This window comes from Pseudoalteromonas sp. SR41-8, from assembly GCF_014163915.1.
In the GTDB taxonomy this organism is placed as follows: Bacteria; Pseudomonadota; Gammaproteobacteria; order Enterobacterales; family Alteromonadaceae; genus Pseudoalteromonas; species Pseudoalteromonas rhizosphaerae.
Genome location: NZ_JACJEE010000001.1, coordinates 229862 through 250371 on the forward strand (window position 1 = coordinate 229862; position 20510 = coordinate 250371).

Genomic DNA, 20510 nt, shown 5'->3' on the forward strand with positions numbered 1-20510 from the left:
AAAAGGATATTTTAATGCAGCAATATTTTGATGCTCAAATGCGTTTATTAACGCAGGCCGGTAAACAGTTTGCACAACATTATCCTGAGCATGCGGGCATGTTAAATATTGATGCCTTAAAAGATCGCGACCCGCATATCGAGCGTTTACTCGAAGGTATGGCGTATTTAACTGCGCACACACAAAAACGCTTAGATGAATCAGTACCAGAAGTGTCAGAGCAAGTGCTGCGTCAATTATGTCCTATTCTGCTTAGTTATTACCCTTCGAGTACGGTAGTGAAATTTAGCCCTAAGCTGGCAATGCAAAAGACTCACATGATTGAAAAGGGTCTCACATTAAAAGCAGATAATACGGTAGTTGATCATAAAAATATTACTTTTACCACCACGCATAATCTAACAGTAGCACCATTCGATGTTGAGCATGTGCGCTATCAAGAATCACATTTAGGTGCAGAGCTGCGCATTGGTTTACGTTTTGTATGCCAAGGTGAGCGTAAAAATTATGACTTATCAAACTTGCAGTTTTATTTACGCGGCGATACCCCGTTATGTAGCTCTTTATTTAAGCTGCTGCAAACGGCAGAGAAACATGCTGAACTTGATTTTGGCCCTGCGCATTTTGAGCATAATAAAAAGCTTAAAGTAAAAGGTTGCAGTGCCAGTTATTTAAATATTGATGGGGCTCTTTTACCGAGTGCTGAGCAAAGCCATCCAGGATATGCATTATTACTAGATTACTTTAATGCCAAAGATCGTTTTTACTTTTTAACTTTTACAGGTTTGCAAGACGTTGAGTTTGCAGATCATATAGACCGCTTTGAAATAGTTTTTCGTGGCTCAAGTAAATTACCACCCGGACACCAATTATCCCGTGAAAACCTACTGATAAACTGCGTGCCTGCAATTAATTTATTTTCCCAAGCGGCAGAGCCAATCAGAATCGAACCCAATCGTACCGACTATATGATCACAGCAGATCAAAATCGTACCGATCATATTTTCAGTTACACCGTCGATTCGGTAATGGGGCGCAACTCGCTCAGTGGTAAAACCTATGATTATACACCTCGTTATCAAAGTGTATTTGAAGATGAGAAAAAGCTATTTACCGTATTAACTAAAGATGTGGGTGCAGCTGCACCAACTCATTACTTACAGTTGCCTTTCAATTTAAATGATGAAAAAGAAACACTATCTGTTGATTTAACTGCTTTTAATGCAGGCTGGCCTCGGCAACTACTGCAAGAAGGTGATTTAAATATTGGCGGGCGCGATATGCCAAGTATTGCCGAGGTTGAGAATGTTATTAGGCCTACTAATTATTTACCGTGCCCAGAACAACCAAAACATTGGCAGCTGATCAGCTTACTTAATGTTAAGTTTTCCCAAATAACTCAAGTAACCGAGCTTAAACGTTTATTAGTGCTATTTGATTGGTCGCAAAAAGCTGAGAATCGCTTGCGTATTGAGAGCATTCAAAAAATAACGGCTACTCCGATCAGCCAAATAAAGCGTGGAATTTTTATTAAAGGCGTAGATGTATTAATTGATATCGATGAAAGTAAGTTTGTGTGCGATGCCGATCTTTATCATTTTTGTAATATGTTGCACCAATTCTTTTTAATGTACGCACCAATTAATGAAAGTGTGCAGACTCGCGTTAATGCTATTCCTAGCTATAAAACCTGGTGTTGGGATATTGAGCCGGGCAAGAGTTATCAATTATGAGTGTGCATGAACCAGCCATAAAGCATCCGGTTTGGGCTAAATTGCCCAAACCGATTGAACAATTAATTGCTAAGCCTTGGCAGTTTAATTTATTTAAAGCGATGAGCTTAATTGAAAAGCATTGGGCAACGCCTCACGAACTTGACAAAGGCATTAGTGAGCGGGTGATGTTTAAGCCCTATAAAGAGCTTGGCTTTCCAGCAACCGATGTACGTGCGTGTAGCTTAGATAACCAAGGACGCGGGCGACTCAGTTTATCAACGTCATTCTTGGGTTTGTATGGGGTTGATGCGCCAATGCCGCATTACCTGTTAGAGCAAGCAGCAAGTGATGACGAAAGTGGTGACAGGGTTCGGCAATTTTTAGATATGTTTAATCATATTTTATATTGCCAACTTTTTCAGGCGTGGAAAAAGTCACAAATCAATGTTGCAGGACGTGGTGCAGATCAATTTGATCATTTAATAGAAGCCATTTTATCTACAAAAACAGATCAAAAAGTACAATGCGGCATTGCTAGCTTAAAACAAACCAGTGCAGCAGGCTTAACTCAATTACTTAAACATACACTTGCAGTGAAAGAGCTGCATGTTGACGATACCCGCGCTAATTGGCAAACAATTGATGCCCCAAGTACATTTGGTGATGATGCTCAGATGGTACTCGGTGGTTCTGCGGTATTAGGTAGCAAAGTATTAGTAAGTGGCAGTATTTTAACAATTGCCATCGGCCCTGTAGACAGTGAAACTGCCATTAGTTTGAACCCTTTGCATGAGCAAGGTAAAAAAATGGCGGCGTTATTAAGCACTCACTTACCAAATAATGTGCAGTGGTTATGCCAAATCAAAGTGGCTAACGAAGCTGTAGAGCAACAGGCAATCGGTGTGTCACCGTTAATACTTGGACACAACAGTTATTTAGGCAGTGCTGCGGCAAACACAACCGTACACAGCTATACCCATCTTCAATATCAACATTAGTAAGAAACCAGATTTAAGGACAAAACAATGGATGCAAAAGGCATTAAACAACTTATCGACAAGCTAAATGGCCATACCGCGACCGCGCTTGAGTCTGCTGCAGGGTTTGCTAGCAGTCGTAGTCATTTTGAAGTGCTGCCTGAACACTTACTAATTAAGTTGATGGAAGAGGGCAGTAGTGGCGATTTAGAACAAATATTTCACTTTTTTAATATTAATCAAGATGCGGTATGGCATGAGTTGCTTGACTTTTTAAATCGTCAACCTGCGGGTAACCAAAGTAAGCCGGTGTTTTCTCGTCGTTTATATGAATGGTTAGAACGCGCATGGTTGAGCGCTAATGTGCAGCATAAAAGTGATTGGATCAACGGTGCTGCATTGCTTGATGCACTCACGGAGCTATTACCTTATAGCCCTGTGCTTCAATTACCAGCGTTGCTAGATAAAATTGACTCACGCTTTTTAGCCGAAAACCTCGATAAAATTTGTCAAAACTCAAGCGAGCGTTTAAACCCACAGGCAAAAACAGCTCAGCAAACGCAAAATAATGGCCAAAGTGAAGGTGGCGGCGCGCTTGATGAATATTGTGAAGATTTAACCGAAAAAGCTAAGCAAGGAAAAATTGATCCTGTACTCGGGCGAAACGACGAGATACGCATGATGGTGGATGTGTTATGTCGTCGTCGTAAAAACAACCCGATTTTAGTGGGTGATCCGGGAGTCGGTAAAACCGCCGTAGTAGAAGGTTTTGCACAGCGTATTATTGATGGTCAAGTACCTGATGAATTAAAAGGTGTGCGTTTATTAGTCTTAGACATGGGCTTATTACAAGCTGGCGCAGGTGTTAAAGGCGAGTTTGAGCGCCGTTTAAAAACAGTAATTGACGAAGTTAAAAACTCAACCACGCCGATCATTATGTTTATTGATGAAGCACACACCTTAATTGGTGCGGGTGGCGATGCCGGTATGAGCGATGCGGCTAATTTATTAAAACCCGCTCTTGCCAGAGGTGAATTACGCACAGTGGCAGCAACCACCTGGAGTGAGTATAAAAAGTACTTTGAGCGTGATGCCGCATTAGAGCGTCGTTTTCAACTGATCAAAGTCGATGAGCCAACGGAGCAAGCTGCGCAACTTATGCTAGCGGGTTTAAAAGATAAATATCAGCAACATCATAATATCCAAATTACCGATGATGCCATTGAAGCGGCTGTTGTATTGTCAGCTCGTTATATCACAGGTCGTCAGTTACCAGATAAAGCAATTGACGTACTTGATACAGCAGCAGCTCGCGTCAGAATGTCGTTTGCAACTGATCCAGCTGCAATTGAATCTGAGCGAGAGCATATAAATTATTTACAAACTCGGATTGCCAGTATTGCCAGTGAAAGCGAGCAAGGTTTAGCTGTCGATATGGATAAGTTATTGTACTTACAGCAAGAGTTAAATACTGCACAAGCTAAACTTGCTGCATTAACCAGTGCCCGCGAGTCACAAATTGCTACTTTAAGCCAGATCAACGAATTTAAACAAGCAACCAATGCAAGCGAACAAGACAGTGCTGCACTACTTAGCTTGCGCCAAACTTTAAAAGAGCAAAACAGTCAAGATAATGGCTTATTTAGCGAAGTAGACGCTGATGCAGTGGCACAAATAATTTCTCAGTGGACCGGTGTACCTGTTGGTGCCATGGTTAAAGATCAGATCAGTAACCTCATTAATTTAGAAACGGCAATTGGTCAAGAAGTGATCGGGCAGCAAGCGGGTATGGCAAAAATTGCGCAAGCATTACGTGTCAGCAAAGCGGGGATCAGTAATGAACAAGGACCGTTAGGGGTCTTTTTACTTGCCGGACCCTCCGGTGTTGGTAAAACTGAAACAGCCCGCTGTTTAGCTAAGCAATTGTTTGGTGGCGAGAAGTTCTTAACCACTATCAATATGAGTGAATATCAAGAGTCGCATACAGTATCGCAGCTTAAAGGTTCACCTCCTGGTTATGTAGGTTACGGTGAAGGCGGTGTATTAACTGAAGCGGTAAGACAGCGCCCATACTCAGTAATTTTGCTTGATGAAGTAGAAAAAGCGCATAAAGATGTGCTTAACATGTTTTATCAAGTATTTGAACGCGGCAATATGCGTGATGGTGAAGGCCGTGAAATTGACTTCAAAAACACCGTGATCATCATGACGTCTAACTTAGGTTCAGCAGAGCTAATTGATGCATGCACACCACCAACAGTGATCGATTTGAGTCCAGAGCAAGACGATGATGTAGAACAACCGACTGAGCAGCAGCAAGCCATTAATGACGCACTCAATCCAACGGATGCACCGATTAATGAAGATGGTAGCCCATGGCAAGTGCCGTCAATTGGTGCGTTAAGTGAATTAATTAAGCCACAGTTACTACAATTCTTCGCACCAGCTTTACTTGCACGCATGCAAGTAGTGCCTTATTTAGCGCTTGATCAAGATGCACTGCAAGCAATTGTTAGTTTAAAACTAGAAGCGATTGCTAAGCGTCTTGCTACAAATCATAAAATGCAACTGCGTGTTGATGCAAGTGTATTGAGTAAGTTAACTCAGCAATGCCAGCTTTCAGACAGCGGTGCTCGGATGGTAAATGCAGTGATTGAACGACAAATTTTGCCGGGAATTGCTAAATCTATTTTGGAATATATGGCGCAAGAAGATATGCCAGATATTTTAACGTTAACGGTTGATGAGCAAGACGAAATCACCGCAATATTTGCCGATAACGCCTAATTTAATAGATAAAAAAGGATTGAAAATGGGACTTATGGACATCTTTAGTGAACATAAAGCGAATACCAGTCATTTTAGCGTAAGTATACAAGGCTTACCTGATGGCATGGTGCAGGTAACTGACTTCACATCAATTAATGATAGCTTATGTGAAGACTATGAATTTAATATTCAAGTATTGAGTCAGGAACATTTAACTGCGCAAACGTTGCTAGGTAAAGATGCCAGTTTGAGTTTGGTGTGGTCTATGACAGATCGGACTATCTCAGGTTTACTAAGTCGTTTTGTAGCCCATGGTAAAAGTCACCAAGGTTATCATTACACGTTAGTGTTGAGTTCTTATTTAACTTTACTTAAGCATCAACATTCTAATCGTGTTTTTACGGCGATGGATCCCGCTGCCATTATTAAAAGTGTGTTTAGTAAAGCGGGCTTCCCAATGCAAAAATTTAGCATGCAAGCCAGCGGCCCTAGCCTCGATATGACAGTGCAATATAATGAAACCGATTATGAATTTGTTACGCGTTTAATGCGTAAACATGGCTTTGTTTATAGTTTTGTTGAGCAAACTGACGCGGATTGCACTTTTAAAGTATGCAATAGCAGCAAAGATATTGCGGCTCTGTTTGATGAAGTAAACTTAAGTTATGTGCCACCATCTGGGCAAGTACGTACTAGCGAAACAATCTTCGCAATTAGTCGCCAAGCCCAACTTCAGCCGCAAAGTATTGCGTTAAACGATTATAACTACCGCGCACCAGGTAATTTACAGGTATCGGCGCAAAATAGCGCTTCGCAACCAGGATTTGGTGAAGACAGTCATTATGGTAATAACTATGCAACTTCTGGCGAGGGCAATACGCTTGCTAAAACCCGTCAGCAAGCGTTTGATTGTCAACGAGAGCAATTGATTATCGACAGTGATTGCAGGGCGCTTAGACCAGGAATGATTTTAACTATTTATGATCATCCAGATCATAATGGCCAATATTTGGTTGTGCGTGTTGATCATAAGGGTAGCCAGCAAGCAGGTGTGGAATATGGCGCTAACGTAAAAGGCTTAACTTATAAAAATCAGGCGTACTTGGTCCCATCGGATCAACAGTTTAAAGCACAGTTACTTCCAGAAAGACGTGTATTTGCAACTTTTAACGCACTAGTAGAGCAAGAAATTGATGATGATGGTAATTACGTAGTAAAACTGCCATTTAATCAAGATGGTGAAGGCCAACAAAGCCGCCCAACACGCTTAATGCAACCTTATGGTGGCAGTGGTCATGGCATGCACTTTCCGCTTACACAAGGTACTGAGGTATTAGTTTGTGGCGAAAATGGCGATTTAGACAGACCCATTATTTTAGGTGCGTTATACAACCAAAATGCACCTAACCCAGTTACCAGCCAAAATCCGACCGAGAATAAGCTCGTTACTAAAGCTGGCCACAGTTTAATAATGGATGATAAAAAAGGCGAAGAAAAAATTAGCCTTGCTAATAAAAATAATAAAAACCAACTATTACTCGATGCCACCAATGGCGCACATCAAGCAACGCTTAAGTCTGTAGATGGCGATGTAAAAATATCAGCGAAAGAAAATCTGCAATTTGTTGCTGAAAACGACGCCACCTTTACGGTTGCCAATGACTTTACTACGCGGGTAGAGAATAACTTGCAAATGCAAACCCGCGAAGGGGATATCACAGTAACATCGGCGGCAGATTTAACCCTCAAAGCCACCTCAAACACACGTATTGAAGCAACCGATGGCAGCTTAGAGCTTAAAGCGGATCAAGAGCTTAAATTACAAGGTGAACAAGATGTTAGCGTATATTCGGTTGACGGCAATTTAGAACTGCAAGCCCCCAATGGCGATATAGAAATTAGTAGTGGCGCAAATATTACCATTAAAGCGGATGGTCAAGGATCACTGCAATTGAGTCAAGGCGGTGCGAGTATTGAAATTGATGCCGGTGGTAACTTAACCATTGATGCGACAAGTATTACTTTATCGGCCAGTAATATCGCCGTGAAAGGCAGTGCAATTAGTAATAACTAGTTGAAAAGGAGTTTATTATGAGCGCTCAGATCCAAAGTATATTCAATCACGATCAACATTTAGCGTGTGTGAGTCGTGTCGACAGTTTTGGCCGTGTAAAAGCGGTATTAATTAATAATGTTGAACATCAAGTTATTGCGCAAGGCGCACATGTCAGCATCGCAGAAGTAGGGGCTAATGTATTACTTGTACATAGCGCACAAGGCTTTATTGTAACGGCGCTCTTAGCGCAAGCGGATCAAGCACCTGCCGCGCAAATTAATAATTCGCAAGGGCATATCGTTATTGAAGCCCAGCAAAGTGTTAGCCTACAAACGGCCAAGGGTAGTGTTGAGGTATATGCAGACGGCACTATCGTGCTTGAAGGGCAAGATATTACAGCAAACAGCGAGCAAGACCTTACCTTGGCTGGCTGGCCAATTAGGCTTAATTAGCACTATGTTCGCACCTGTATATAAAGTAAAACTTCATAATCAGCGCCTCACCACCTTGTTAAAGCACCGGCAAAAGCTGTTGCAGCAAGGGGCGTTTTCGTTGGCACGTTTTAGCGTGATCGACACGCAAATGCTCAATCATTTATATACCTTAAGTGAGTTGGCAGGCGAAGCGCCAACAGATTATTTTTCAGCGCAAAACTTAACCCAAGTAAGCGAGTTAACATGGCAGGCTTTGTGTGAACTTGCACAGCAAAATAGCGAACATAGTGAAGTATATCGTTTAATAGCGGGTGATTTATTCATTACTGCTATTGATGACTTTACTGCCTACTTTCATAGCTTAAGAGGCAGTGAGCAATTAGCGCAGTGTGAATTACTTCAACATAATTTAAAGCATTGGCAGCTTAACGATTTAAAAGCGCTACGCACCAGTGTACTTGAAGGTAAAGAAAAACCCCAAAACGTGGTTAAAACCTTATTATTTTCACAACCTCTTACAACCAGTGAATTACTCGCAGCGGTATTACACAAAGATTTTGAGATTGCCCTTGCTGCGTTAGTAAATAGTTATTGTGCAGGGCATGACGATGTAAGCGATAAGCTATTTAAAGTGTTTGCAAAAACCGCAGATGAACAGCAAAAAGCACAATTACTCGCTTTAGCGGGTTTACTTAATGACACGCGTTGGTATGAACCCTGTGCATTATTTTGCAAAGCAAATCCAGAGCACTGCTCGTTTGTATTAAGTCATTTTGTTTATAAACAAGCGCTGCCATTAGTGATGGATTTAATGACCATCGCAGTAACACAACCAAGTGCTTATGCAGCGTGGCTCACATTAACAGATAGGCCGCTTGCCAAAGCTGAAAAAATGTCAGTCGTCAGTGATAACAATGCAGTAAAACCGCAAAGCGGCATTAACCTTGATGATGCCGAGCACGTAAGGCAAGCGTTTGCAATGCAAGCAGGTGAGCAACTTTTAATGGGCATTAGTTTTACCAAAGCCAATAGCGCACAAAAACTCGCTAAATTAGCAGGCTCTTTAGTACAACGTGTTATTGCCCCACATTTTGATTTAACAAGTGCATGTGGTTTATTTCATGTCCAGCAAAGTGCATCGCAGTGGCAATTACTGTTAAGTGAAAAAGTGGAGAACGTTCATGCTTCATAATCTTTCTCCTTGGCAAGCCAGCACGTTTAGCGGCTGGTTAGAAGACAGTACTGAAGGTCAAGTAGTGGTGGTTAAACAAAGCTTTGAGTTTGATGAGCAAGGCAACGTTACAGCCATTGAACCCGGCCCTGAGATTGTTATTGCTGATGATTACCAAGGCGATCCTAACAGCTCACCGATTTGTGAAGTAAACGAGCAGGTGGCTTTTAAGTATGGCTTTGAAGTATATGGTAATTGCACTGCTTATCCGCCAAAAGGAAAAGACGCGCGCGTTATTGAGGTTGAGCTGGGCCTTGATTCGCCTTCGCAACCTTTGTTTAAAAAGCGTTTACGTGTAACCGGAGCGCGTTATTGGCGACGTTCGTTGCTTGGGCCAGTCGCTACAGATCCAGATATTATTACCCCAGTGGCACTCAATTATATGCAGGCTTTTGGTGGCAAAGAGCTAAATAACGAGAGCAACACGTTCTTAGAAAACCCAATCGGCCGTGGTTTTAAACTTAAAAATAAGCACGCGGTCGGCCAGCAGTTACCCAGTGTTGAATACGCTAACTCATTACTTAGAAAACCTAGCCACAGCACACCGGTCGCAAGCTTTTCGGCCATACCAAGCCATTGGTCGCCACGAGTTGAACGCTTACCAGAAATAGACGAAACAGCACTTATGGCGGGAGACTACCCGTTTAAAACAACACAGCCAAAAGATTTATACAACACAGCGCCCATTGATCAGCAAGTTGCAGCCGAGTTTGGCAAAGGCTGGGCGTGTCAGTTAACAGGGCTTTATCCATTACAACAATACGGACAACAACAACGTATAGAACTGCCGTACCAAAAACCTATTGTGGAAGTGGTAAATACACTAGCCCGCGAGCGGCTAACCATGCGCTGCGACACCTTAGTAATTGATTCCGACGCCCAGTGTTTTTCTCTGCTTTGGCGCGGTCATATTAGTCTTGAAAAAGTAGGCGCAAATAGTCAAATACTCGTTGCCTCAGAAGAAAATAGCGGTAAAGAAAATTAATATGAAACAACTTACTTTTGACAGTCTTTATCATATTAATGCTGCCGGCTGTACATCAAGCAGCTTGTATACTGCAGTGGCTAATAAAATGCTTTTTTCTAAACCAAGTAAAGCATTAATTCGATGTGATATTAGTTTAGATGCGCCGTATATTTTTGTTGAAATAGACGAACTTGCGCAACTCGATAGAGTCACGCGCTGTTTATTAATGCTCTCGCACCTACTTGAGCAAGTTGATATAGCCACGTTAAGGCAAACAAACCGCATTAGCCAAATTGTATTTTTACTGCCCGTTGATGAAATTAAACAGCCACTGATAAGCGATGGAACACTCGCTGAGCTACTCCAAGAGTGTATTGCAGAACAAATACCCGCCTATTCACAGATGCCAACATGTGACTTAACCACCATGAACAACGACACCTTAGTAATCGCTGTGGATTCATGTAATAGCTATCAATATGTGAGTGAACAAGCTAAACGCTGCACCGTGCAAGTATTAAACGGCCCACCGGGCGTTATATATGGCGAAGGTGGATATGCACTGTTAATACACCCGCAAGGCAAGCTTACCGCGCAATTATATGACGGCCAAATGACGGCTCAATTAGCACAGGCCAATTGCACCAGCCAAGACCGTTATTTATTTGCGGGCGAACAATCACTTACTTGGCAAAAAAAATGGTTTGCTTACACACAAAAATTGTACAAAAAAGGCCAGCCGCTCATTGAGTGTGCAGAGTTAGCAACGACGATAGGCCATCAAGGTAATGCAAACTCATTAGCGGCACTTACACTAGCACAAAGCTATTTATGCAACCCGCTTACGCGCTCACTTGAGCAGGTATTTGCTATTTTTAATGCACCTAATGAGCAGCTAGTCAAAATTTCAAGGAGTGAAAAATAATGCCTTATATTAACGCCGCAGCAGGCAAACAAACAGGCAGCGTACAATATGATATTGATGCGCTGAGCGCTGATGTGCGCACCGGTGGCTCAGTAACATGGCGACATAACAACTCAACATTGCTAGGGCTTAACAATAGCGCCCGCAGTAATGGTGCGCTAGGTAAAGCTAACGGTATCGCTATTTTTGAAGATAAAGCCAGTGGTGACGCCGCCTTTTTAGCTGAGATTGCCAGGCCAAAATACCGCGAGAAAACCCTCGGTGAAATGGTAAATATTTTTATACCTGATTATATTATTCCACCGCCACAATGGGATAGCCAAAAAAACGAACCTAGGCTGCCATGGAATGAACCGCAAACTAATATGGATGTAAATAAACCCGTTAGTAACGCGCAAGCATTCTTAGATTTAGTATCAACGCATTTAGGTTGGCAAGCCGGTAACCAAGAGCAGCTTATTAAAGATACAGCTTCACAAGCACCACAAGTACAAGCTGTATCGGGGCAAAATGTGCTGATAAATGGTCGCACCGCTGTACATCAAGATAGTGGCGGTAAACTTATGACGGTGGATGTCTGCTTAACCACAATTGGGACTAGCGTTGTACCAATTCCATACGCAAATAAAGCGCAATCAAGTGACGTTACAGATGTTGCCAGCTCAGTAAAAGTCAATGGCAATGGCGCCGCTAATATAAATAGCACTTTTTCACAAAGCTCAGGTGACTCCCCTGGTGATAAAAAAGGCGTCGCGAGTAAGAAAAACGACGGTGAAGCTGAATTTATCATGGGCTCGTTTAATGTATTAATTGAAGGTAAACCCGCTGTACGCCAAGGTGACCCGATGATTTCCAATTCTAAAAACACCCCACCTGCGCCACTTATGCAATCAGGCGGCCCCGCACCAAGAGGGTTGAGCGTGCAAGTGAGGGATAGTTTGAGTGATGCAGAAACAACACATGGAGCGAGTATTTTAGTCAAAGGTGTTGATAGTAACGATGCATCGCTTGGTGCAATAAAAGCGACTCAAGGTGCAAGTGAGCAAAAAGAGCCAATCGCAGATAAGCAAAATATCAGTGGCAAAAACGCGTCAATTAATTTTACAGCAGGTGCTTAATATGGGATTAATTAAATTAGATTCGGAGATAAAGGGTGAATGTGGGAGTTCATATATACCTTTCGGCTATACACAACCTTATACTTTAGATAATCCGCCAAGTGATGACAATAAAGCGCAATTTATTTCGGTAAAACCAACCGTTTTTACCGAGGCGTCCCTTGATAAAAACAAAGCTAAACCTGCGCAATTTCAAGTGTTAGGAGAAGACGAACGACCTGTTAGTAACTTAAACGGCTTTTACTATATATTCGTTAATGGTTATTTATGGCGTGAAATTGCAGCTGTTGACAATGGTTGTTTATCTGAAGTTGATTTGGCAACTGAATTTGGCAAAAACGAGCGTTCATATTCGGGTTTAGTTACCCAAACAATCTTGCTGCCTAAGAAAACAAATGGTTTAAACTGTGAGCCAGGTTCACTTAGTGACCCCACGGTACAAGTTGCTTTTTCCATCGCCCAATGGTCATGGCAGTATATTGTGAGCCTCGGCGGACTGTACAAAGATGATCCAAGACAAAAAAGTGCTAACGCCACTGCACCTACACATGTTGAAGACCAAGGATTAGCTGATTCATTACGAAACGCTCGCTGTCAACAAATTGATTTAGCAGTAGCAGAGCGTGAAGGGCAAATTACAATACATGACCCAGGTGGCATAGCGCTTTCTCTGTTAAATAAGTGCCAAATGATTTTTTTACAGCTACAGCTTGAGAATAAAAAGCTAACAGATAAGAAACATTATGATTCAGGTGTGTTGGCTTATCAAGCGATGCTAAATGATGATTTGCATGAAAAAGTGATGCGCGATCATTATATATTCCCACATCGAACTTCGATGACTCCTATAAAAACCAAAAAAGAGGGATATGCAGACTTAAGTTCTGGTGCAAAGTTTTTACGTAGTGGAGCAAAGCATCTAGACAAAGAATATCTAGAGCAATACTTGTCAAATGACAAATTAGAGAAATATTTAAAGGAGTTACCAATAGCACAAAAAGAGTTTGTTGATTTTTTACAAGACTTAAATAACGACTCATCTTTAACTTCTAAGCAAAGTGATTATATTGGTTTAGCTCCAGTAATGAATGATTGGGTAGCCCTTGAAAATGTAGATTATTTATTTGGCTTTAATTTTATTACTAATGTATTAAATATGTTGAGTATCGACGATGTTTCAACTGGTGTATTTAGACCTTGGAAAGAAAAGTTACCTGCTGAAAACGAGCGTAAAAATAATATAAATAAAGCCACAAGCGCAATAGAAAGCTTTTTAAAAGCAACGTTTGAGCAAGGCAATTGGTTATCTGACTGCTTTATGATCCCAGAAGGGCACTTCGATATAAACCAGCCTGGGAGTGTTGTATTAAACAAGTTGCCGGAAGAAAAAAATAATGGCGAAGCTAAATTTAGATTTGAAGAGTTTAAGCGCATTCATAAAAAGTTGATCGAAGAAAAGCAAGAGCAAGACAGCTTATTAGCTAATAAAGGTTTAAAAGAGTTTTTTGGTAAAGCAAAAGATGCGGTGGGGTATTTAACCGGTGCGTGGGGGCGTGTTGCAAGTCAATATCAAAACGGCGTTTTAAAACCACATACTGTAAAAATTAGAAACTTAATGGTCTCATATAACAAGGCGCTTGGAATTAGTGACTTTGCAGATATTCATGTTAAACAAGCTGGGGCAGTATTAGGTGATAACCCATCAGTAATAGGCATAACCAATTATAAGCGCACGCAAAACAATAGGCAGCAAAGGCGTGCAATGTTACGTGAAAGCGTGAAAAATCCGCCGCCAAATGCTGTAACGATTTATGATAGTAAAGAAAATGTAATCGCCTCTGAAGACCCGAAAGCATTTGGCAGTAACAAAGGCTATTTTAACCCAAAAAATTGGACAGATTATCACGATTTAATCGGTAGATATGATTCTATCGAAGGTGAATTAGTAGTAGTACCCAAAACGCATCGGTATGCAAGCGCGTATGATAACCCTGACTTTAAGCTAGGTGCCGTTGATACAGTCAAGCTCAAAGGTGTGAGAGTTTTAGAACACAACTTGCCGATGGTGATGTTAGCGTTTGAAATGTTTAATGCGAACGAGATGATTAAAAAGTTTAAGGCAGGGGACAAGGTAGATGCTAAGTTCGTCCTTGATTCGATAAACCTTGTCTATAGTTTAGCGACTTTATCTGTTGAGGCTGTTTCTTTCAAGGTTACTTCAGTTGCAGATTTTTTAGAAAAAGGTTTTAGATTTAGAACTAGTACTTTTCAGCTTACAAAAATATTGGCTAAAGTTGGGCTTACATTGGCTTTAGCAATTACTTCATATGACATTTATAAGTCTTTGCAAAAAAATGATATGGATGCAGTATTTTTTCATGCTTTGAGTGGTGTAATTGCTATTGCAGGGTTTATTTATTTGGGGGCTGCATTATTTACTACCCCACTTGGGTGGGCAATAATCGCAGTCGGCTTGATCATTGCAGTTATTGCTATGTTAGTCACTGATAATGAATTAGAAACCTGGGCTAAAAATGGCCCATTTGCTGAAGATGAAGATGACCGTTGTACAGGTGATTATAAAAAGTGGGATACATACCCTAAAGAATGTTATGCCACATTAGTGTCAACAATAATGAAGCCCAATGTGACTTTGGGGGTGAAAAAGTTAACCAGTTCGCATTGCCAATTAACCATTGATATAGACACGCCAAATTTTGCACTTGGGCAATCAGAGTTATTTGTTCAAGTATACCAAATTGAAGATGAGGGAATTTTGCATTTTGAGCAGGAATTTCGTCATGACCATAAAAATTGGCAGGTTATCCAAAAAGAAAGCACTGAATCAGGGGCTATAACTGGGTTTAAATATAGCATACCGATATTATCAATGTGGCCAAAACACTTTGAAGTTGATTGGCAAGTAAAAGTACAATATCGCTTAGATAAGAATACCACCTTACCTTATGTCGATATAGATGAGCGTGATAAATGGGGTAAAGGTGAGCAACCTGATATAGCTTGGATAATTAAGGAAATAGAATATGCTTGAGCAGTATGCTGAAACAGCTTATAGAGGTAAGCAAAACCCTAAAATTAGAAATAAAATAGCGACTGATGAGCGCAACTCTCTGTATTGTCGTTATCAAAGTAAGCAAGCGTTATACCCAAGAGGAAATGTTTTTAGACATTGTTTTGACAGTTCTCAAACCTTATTTTACAAGGATAATTTAAATGGAAGTGCCGAAGATTGCAGAGCACTTTTCAAAATAGATAAAAAGTTAAAACTGGCCCTGAGTACTATTCCTGCTAACTTCACTGATTTCATTATTTCTTCTTGGGTTATACTGCACTTTATTAATTTGTTGTTTGTTATTTTTATCCCTTCAGTGGCATTTGCTTTAGGTGCAACCAGTGTCGCTCTTGATTTTTTATTGGTTCTAGTGGTTATTTGGATTATCTCAAAAGTAATGAGTTTGATAGTGCTACCATTTTTTCGTTCCAAATATAATTTTACCGTCAATTTTAATCGCTTAAATGGAACAGTTGAAGTTCCGAGTTCAAATGCGAAAGATTTTGAAGTTGCACCATTTGAAGAATTCAATGCCCATTATAAAGTACAGAATAATCCTAAAAGTGGTTATCCTTATCGTGGCTTTTCGTTGTTACACTATAAATATAGTATGAGATATGAGATAACGTTCGCAAATCGAATTACTCCAGCACTAATTCATTGGGAATTATTAAAAAATTTTATGGATGTTACTCAGCCCTTAGCTGATATTCCGCAATTTGAATATTATCGAGAGTTTGATAAAACCACCGCTGAATTCGATAAGGCCAATGGTCGACCAAAATATTTTTGGTATCGTGTTGATAAGTCTTTTTTAAAAGAAATGTCTAAAGCACATGACGAGGTTTTAAAAGAGTTTAATGACGAAGAGCAACTCGATAACCTTTTAATGGGTAAACCAATCAAAAAACTTAATCCACCTGAAATCTTCAAGCTCCCTTGGAAATACGCAGAGAATATAAAACCTGAAAGTGAAATTAAATTTGGTAAAACGCTTTGGCAAAAGTTTTACTTGTTTTTAATAGTTGATTTGTAAGCCGTGGAAGTAAACATTAAAAAACTACAGCTTTCTACTTTCCATAAAAACACAGAATATCAAATCGGTTAACTGACCATAACTCTTTAACAATCAGAAAAGGAATTCAAACCTAGGCGGTATATGCTGCCTAGGTTTACCGTCACGTTGCTGGCTAATATGGCGACATAATAAACTGTTAAGAAGACAGCCCCTTTAAATATAAGCGTTTTTGGTGATGAAGTAGAATAAAAATAAACCATGCGCGAGGTAAACTCCCGCCAACAGGCGATATAATACAGCTGTTTAAATTTGCGTAGGCGGGGCTTTACGCCGCGCAAATTGAAGAATAAAAATTGAAGAATAAAAACGATACTCACTCTGAATAGTTAAGATGGGTGTCATCTTAATTTCGTTTCCTCAAAAAAGTATGAGTATAGTTCACCTAAAGGGTTAATTATTGTCCGATTTTTATTAGAAAAAGAGGATAATAAAAAAGTACAGCCTCAAAGCTTGGATAATGAAAGCCGCTACTTGGGTTTTCATAATGCGGGGGATTGGACGCTAGGGTTAACATTAGGGCCTATTCTTTTAGGAGTAACAGGGAGTATCGTGGTTGCTTGCATTTTTCTTATATGTCTCTACACCCAATTTACTGCTACCCCGGAACCATTACCCGTTTGGTTTATTGTATTTGTTGTTTGCTGGGATCTATTCTTTTTAAACTTCATAACCGCCCTGAAAAGTACTGGCGTTTAATGAGCTACAAGCAAATGAAGCAAATAGAAGAAAAGCTCGATAATGATATTTACCGCTTTAACTTTGATGGCGCCATCACCAACCCAAAACGCTGGGCAAATAAAGAAATCACCAACCCCTGGGAAAAGTGGCCGATAGACGAAAGTTTAAACAAACCAGACAACACCCCATACTGGAAACGCCTAGCTAAAACGTTGGCATTTCAATTAATAGCCGGTGTTTAAAAGTTACTGCTCTTTAACAATCAGAAAAGGAATTCAAACCTAGGTGGTGTATGCTGCCTAGGTTTATTAAAGCAAAGGAACCTGATGCAAAAAAATAATTACCTTGGTGTTGGAATAATGCAAAAGAAAACGAAGTTTAATCGTTTTTTTGAATATCGTAGTATAAAAAATATATATCACGAATTTAAAGGCCTGTGTTTTTTATATGATTGGCTTGATACGAACAAGTTATATGAAAATCAGCGCGAAAAATACAAACTTGTCCCTTGTGGCAATAATCCTATAAAAGCCATATTATTTGGACCAATGGCTATCGGGGCTGTATTAAGCTTATTGTTACTAATAGCCTGTGTTGTCGCAACGTATTCTGAAGAGCCATTTCCTTGGTGGCTGGTAGTCCTTACCTTTTGCTGGAACTTATTCTTCTTAAATTTACTACCAATAACTGCTAGGTATATACCTGATAGGGTGATGTATCTTGATAGGCAAAACCAAACGGTCGGATTTACTTTTGATATACCAGGTTGTGAACAACGAGATGACTTAGGTAACTGTTGCTTTAAATGGGAAGAGATTGTTTGCAGGCTAACCTCGAAAATGGGCGCGCCGGGTGTGATGAATTACTTTCCAGAAATTAGTCATATAGACCAAGAGAAGTACCCTAAAACAATAGTAACTGGTTCAGTTGTAGAGCTTTCAGCTAACCCTGTCCATTGTTATTTATTATGGGAGTGTTATGTGCGCTTTATGGATTTAAGTAAGCCATTGCCCGATGTGCCTGTGTATGAACAGCACCGCCATTTAGACCCCATTACAGCTGAATTTGATAAAAAAAATAATCGTCCTTCAGACTTTTGGGTAGACTTTTCAATTGAACAGCAAATTGAAATTAGGGACGAAATTTTAGAAGATGCTTTTCCATTTGATTGGCTAAAAGGTAAAGTAAATGACGAAATAACGAAACCTTGGCAGCATTGGAAAGCAGAGCCTGAGCGCATAGAGCAATTAACGTGGAAATATAAAGTAAAGCGTTTACTGGTTCAACTTTTTATCGGCTTTCCGTGAAACGGCTTAAGTTTCAGAGTCCATGATATGTTAACAATCAGAAAAGGAATTCAAACCGAGGCACTTTAAAGTGCCAAGGTTGATTAAACAATAAGGATATTAAATGCAAAATAATGACTACCTAGCCGTTGATATCATGCCTAAAAAAACGCGATTTAATCGTTTTTTTTACCCTCATAAAATCAAAGAACGATATAAAAAGTTTAAAGGCTTATGCTATTTGTATAATTGGATAGATACTGACATGCATTTAGTTGAAACCCAACCGCAAAGATATCGGTCTTTTAAGTGTGGTAACGATCCTATAAAAACGCTCTTCTTTGGACCAATGGCAATTGGGTTTACTTTAAGTTTGCTATTTGTCATTTCTTGTGTTGTTGCTACCTACTCGGACGAACCTTATCAATGGTGGGTACCGTTACTTACATTTAGTTGGAATTTATTTTTCTTGAATGTATTACCAGTTACATTTAGGTTTACATCTAAAAAAATAATATATTTTGATAGATTAAAGCAGACAGTGGGTTTTACTTTCAATATACCAGACTGTGAACAGCGTGATGAATTAGGTAATTGCTGCTTTAGTTGGGATGAAATAGTGTGTCGGCTTGATATTGCATCTACGCGTCCGGGAGTTGTAAGCTACTTCCTGAGTATTAGCCATATTGATTTAGAAAAGTATCCAAAGACTAAAATGCTAGGTACGGTGGCGGATAATGGAGAAACACCAGCATATTGTTACTTGTATTGGGAAAGTAATGTACGTTTCATGGATTTAACTAAACCTTTACCTGATGTACCTGAATATGAAGAACACCGGCATTTAGACCCACGGACAGCTGAGTTTGATATTCAAAATAATAGACCTGTAGGTTTTTGGCTCGACTTTTCATTTTCGCAACAACAAGAAATTTGGCGAAAATTAAAAGAAGAAGCTTATGACTTTGATTGGCTGAAGGGAAAGCCTAACGAAGAAATAACCAAACCTTGGCTTCATTTTAAAGGTGAGCCAGAGCGTATCGAAAAACTTACTTTGAAATATAAAGCAAAGCGCTTAGCATTGCAGTTGTTTATGGGGATACCTTAAAAGATGACTTTATGTATAGTATTAGGCTAAGTTTATTTTTAATAAAAGTAAACTTAGCCTAGGCAGTATATGCTGCCTAGGTTTATTAAAGCAAAGGAACCTGATGCAAAAAAATAATTACTTTGGTGTTGGAATAATGCCAAAGAAAACGAAGTTTAATCGTTTTTTTGAAGCGCACCGAATAATAAATGAAGGAAGCGAATTTAGAGGATTATGTTTTTTCCGACGTTGGCTAAATCAAGATAGGCGCATTTACGCGAATAAAAAAGAGCAATATAAAATAGCACCTTGTGGCAATAACCCTATAAAAGCCATATTATTTGGTCCAATGGCTATTGGTGCTGTATTAAGCTTTGTTACATTAATTAGTATCTTATCACTTCCATTTTATGATGAAGGTGAAAATTTTCAGTGGTGGATACCACTTGTTACCTTTTGCTGGAACTTATTCTTCTTAAATTTATTACCAATAACGGCTAGGTATATACCAGATAAGATGATGTACCTTGACAGGCAAAACCAAACGGTCGGGTTTACTTTTGATATACCAGGTTGCGAACAACGAGATGACTTAGGTAACTGTTGCTTTAAATGGGAAGAGATTGTTTGCAGGTTAACCTCGAAAATGGGTGCGCCGGGTGTGATGAATTACTTTCCAGAAATTAGTCATATAGACCAAGAGAAGTACCCTAAAACAACTGTTACCGGTTCAGTTGTAGAGCTTTCAGCTAACCCTGTCCATTGTTATTTATTGTGGGAGCGTTATGTGCGCTTTATGGATTTAAGTAAGCCATTGCCCGATGTGCCGGTATATGAACGACACCGCCATTTAGACCCCATTACAGCTGAATTTGATAAGAGGAATAATCGGCCTGATGAGTTTTGGTCCTTATTTTCGTTTTCGCAGCAATTAGAAATTGAAGAGGAAATTCTGAGTGAAGCATTTCCTTTCGATTGGCTTAAAGGTAGAGAGCAGGAAGAAATAATCAAACCTTGGCAGCATTGGAAAGCAGAGCCTGAGCGCATAGAACAATTAACGTGGAAATATAAAGCTAAGCACCTTGCGCTTCAGCTTTTTATCGGCTTTCCGTGAAA

15 protein-coding genes are annotated in these 20510 nt (G+C 40.0%); all 15 read left to right on the top strand.

The genetic code is table 11. The features are described 5' to 3' along the window. Positions 1–14: 14 nt before the first annotated feature. The 15 genes from tssF (at position 15) to H5162_RS01065 (ending at position 20508) form a co-directional block, all read left to right on the top strand. The gene (gene tssF / locus H5162_RS00995) at positions 15–1733 is read left to right on the top strand and encodes a type VI secretion system baseplate subunit TssF (RefSeq protein WP_182777382.1); all 1719 of its coding nucleotides are present in this window, start codon (positions 15–17) and stop codon (positions 1731–1733) included. Then, complete coding sequence (gene tssG / locus H5162_RS01000) at positions 1730–2713, top strand: type VI secretion system baseplate subunit TssG (RefSeq protein ID WP_220491355.1); 984 nt, start codon at positions 1730–1732, stop codon at positions 2711–2713. The genes tssF and tssG overlap by 4 nt, the downstream gene beginning before the upstream one ends. 27 nt (positions 2714–2740) lie before the next feature. After that, positions 2741–5479, top strand: a complete 2739-nt coding sequence (gene tssH, locus H5162_RS01005; RefSeq protein WP_182777385.1) for a type VI secretion system ATPase TssH — start codon at positions 2741–2743, stop codon at positions 5477–5479. Between the two features lie 34 nt (positions 5480–5513). Further along, positions 5514–7535, top strand: coding sequence for a type VI secretion system Vgr family protein (locus H5162_RS01010; protein WP_182777464.1), 2022 nt, complete (start codon positions 5514–5516; stop codon positions 7533–7535). 17 nt (positions 7536–7552) lie between these two features. Beyond that, the gene (locus H5162_RS01015; RefSeq protein WP_182719402.1) at positions 7553–7969 is read left to right on the top strand and encodes a hypothetical protein; all 417 of its coding nucleotides are present in this window, start codon (positions 7553–7555) and stop codon (positions 7967–7969) included. A gap of 4 nt (positions 7970–7973) precedes the next feature. Beyond that, positions 7974–9143 (top strand): hypothetical protein, encoded by a 1170-nt coding sequence (locus tag H5162_RS01020; RefSeq protein WP_182777387.1) that lies wholly within the window; start codon positions 7974–7976, stop codon positions 9141–9143. Further along, on the top strand, positions 9133–10167 hold the full coding sequence (locus tag H5162_RS01025) for a DUF2169 domain-containing protein (protein ID WP_182777389.1): 1035 nt from the start codon (positions 9133–9135) through the stop codon (positions 10165–10167). Before H5162_RS01020 ends, H5162_RS01025 begins: the two co-directional genes overlap by 11 nt. A gap of 1 nt (position 10168) precedes the next feature. Next, positions 10169–11074 carry a hypothetical protein gene (locus tag H5162_RS01030; protein ID WP_182777391.1) on the top strand — a complete coding sequence of 302 codons (906 nt, stop codon included), beginning with the start codon at positions 10169–10171 and terminating at the stop codon, positions 11072–11074. Then, positions 11074–12192: a DUF4150 domain-containing protein gene (locus H5162_RS01035; protein WP_182777393.1), complete on the top strand. Its 1119-nt coding sequence runs from the start codon at positions 11074–11076 to the stop codon at positions 12190–12192. The genes H5162_RS01030 and H5162_RS01035 overlap by 1 nt, the downstream gene beginning before the upstream one ends. A gap of 1 nt (position 12193) precedes the next feature. Further along, positions 12194–15244, top strand: a complete 3051-nt coding sequence (locus tag H5162_RS01040) for a hypothetical protein (RefSeq protein ID WP_182777395.1) — start codon at positions 12194–12196, stop codon at positions 15242–15244. Beyond that, complete coding sequence (locus tag H5162_RS01045) at positions 15237–16301, top strand: hypothetical protein (RefSeq protein WP_182759390.1); 1065 nt, start codon at positions 15237–15239, stop codon at positions 16299–16301. The genes H5162_RS01040 and H5162_RS01045 overlap by 8 nt, the downstream gene beginning before the upstream one ends. Before the next feature lie 737 nt (positions 16302–17038). Next, positions 17039–17263, top strand: a complete 225-nt coding sequence (locus H5162_RS01050) for a hypothetical protein (protein ID WP_182733916.1) — start codon at positions 17039–17041, stop codon at positions 17261–17263. Positions 17264–17347: 84 nt separating this feature from the next. Further along, a complete protein-coding gene (locus H5162_RS01055) occupies positions 17348–18328 on the top strand; it encodes a hypothetical protein (protein WP_182759391.1) in 981 nt (326 codons plus the stop codon). Between the two features lie 103 nt (positions 18329–18431). Beyond that, positions 18432–19415 (top strand): hypothetical protein, encoded by a 984-nt coding sequence (locus H5162_RS01060; RefSeq protein ID WP_182759392.1) that lies wholly within the window; start codon positions 18432–18434, stop codon positions 19413–19415. A 103-nt stretch (positions 19416–19518) separates the two neighbouring features. Further along, entirely contained in the window at positions 19519–20508 is a 990-nt protein-coding gene (locus H5162_RS01065) for a hypothetical protein (protein ID WP_182777397.1), read from the top strand. The last annotated feature ends 2 nt before the right edge of the window (positions 20509–20510 follow it).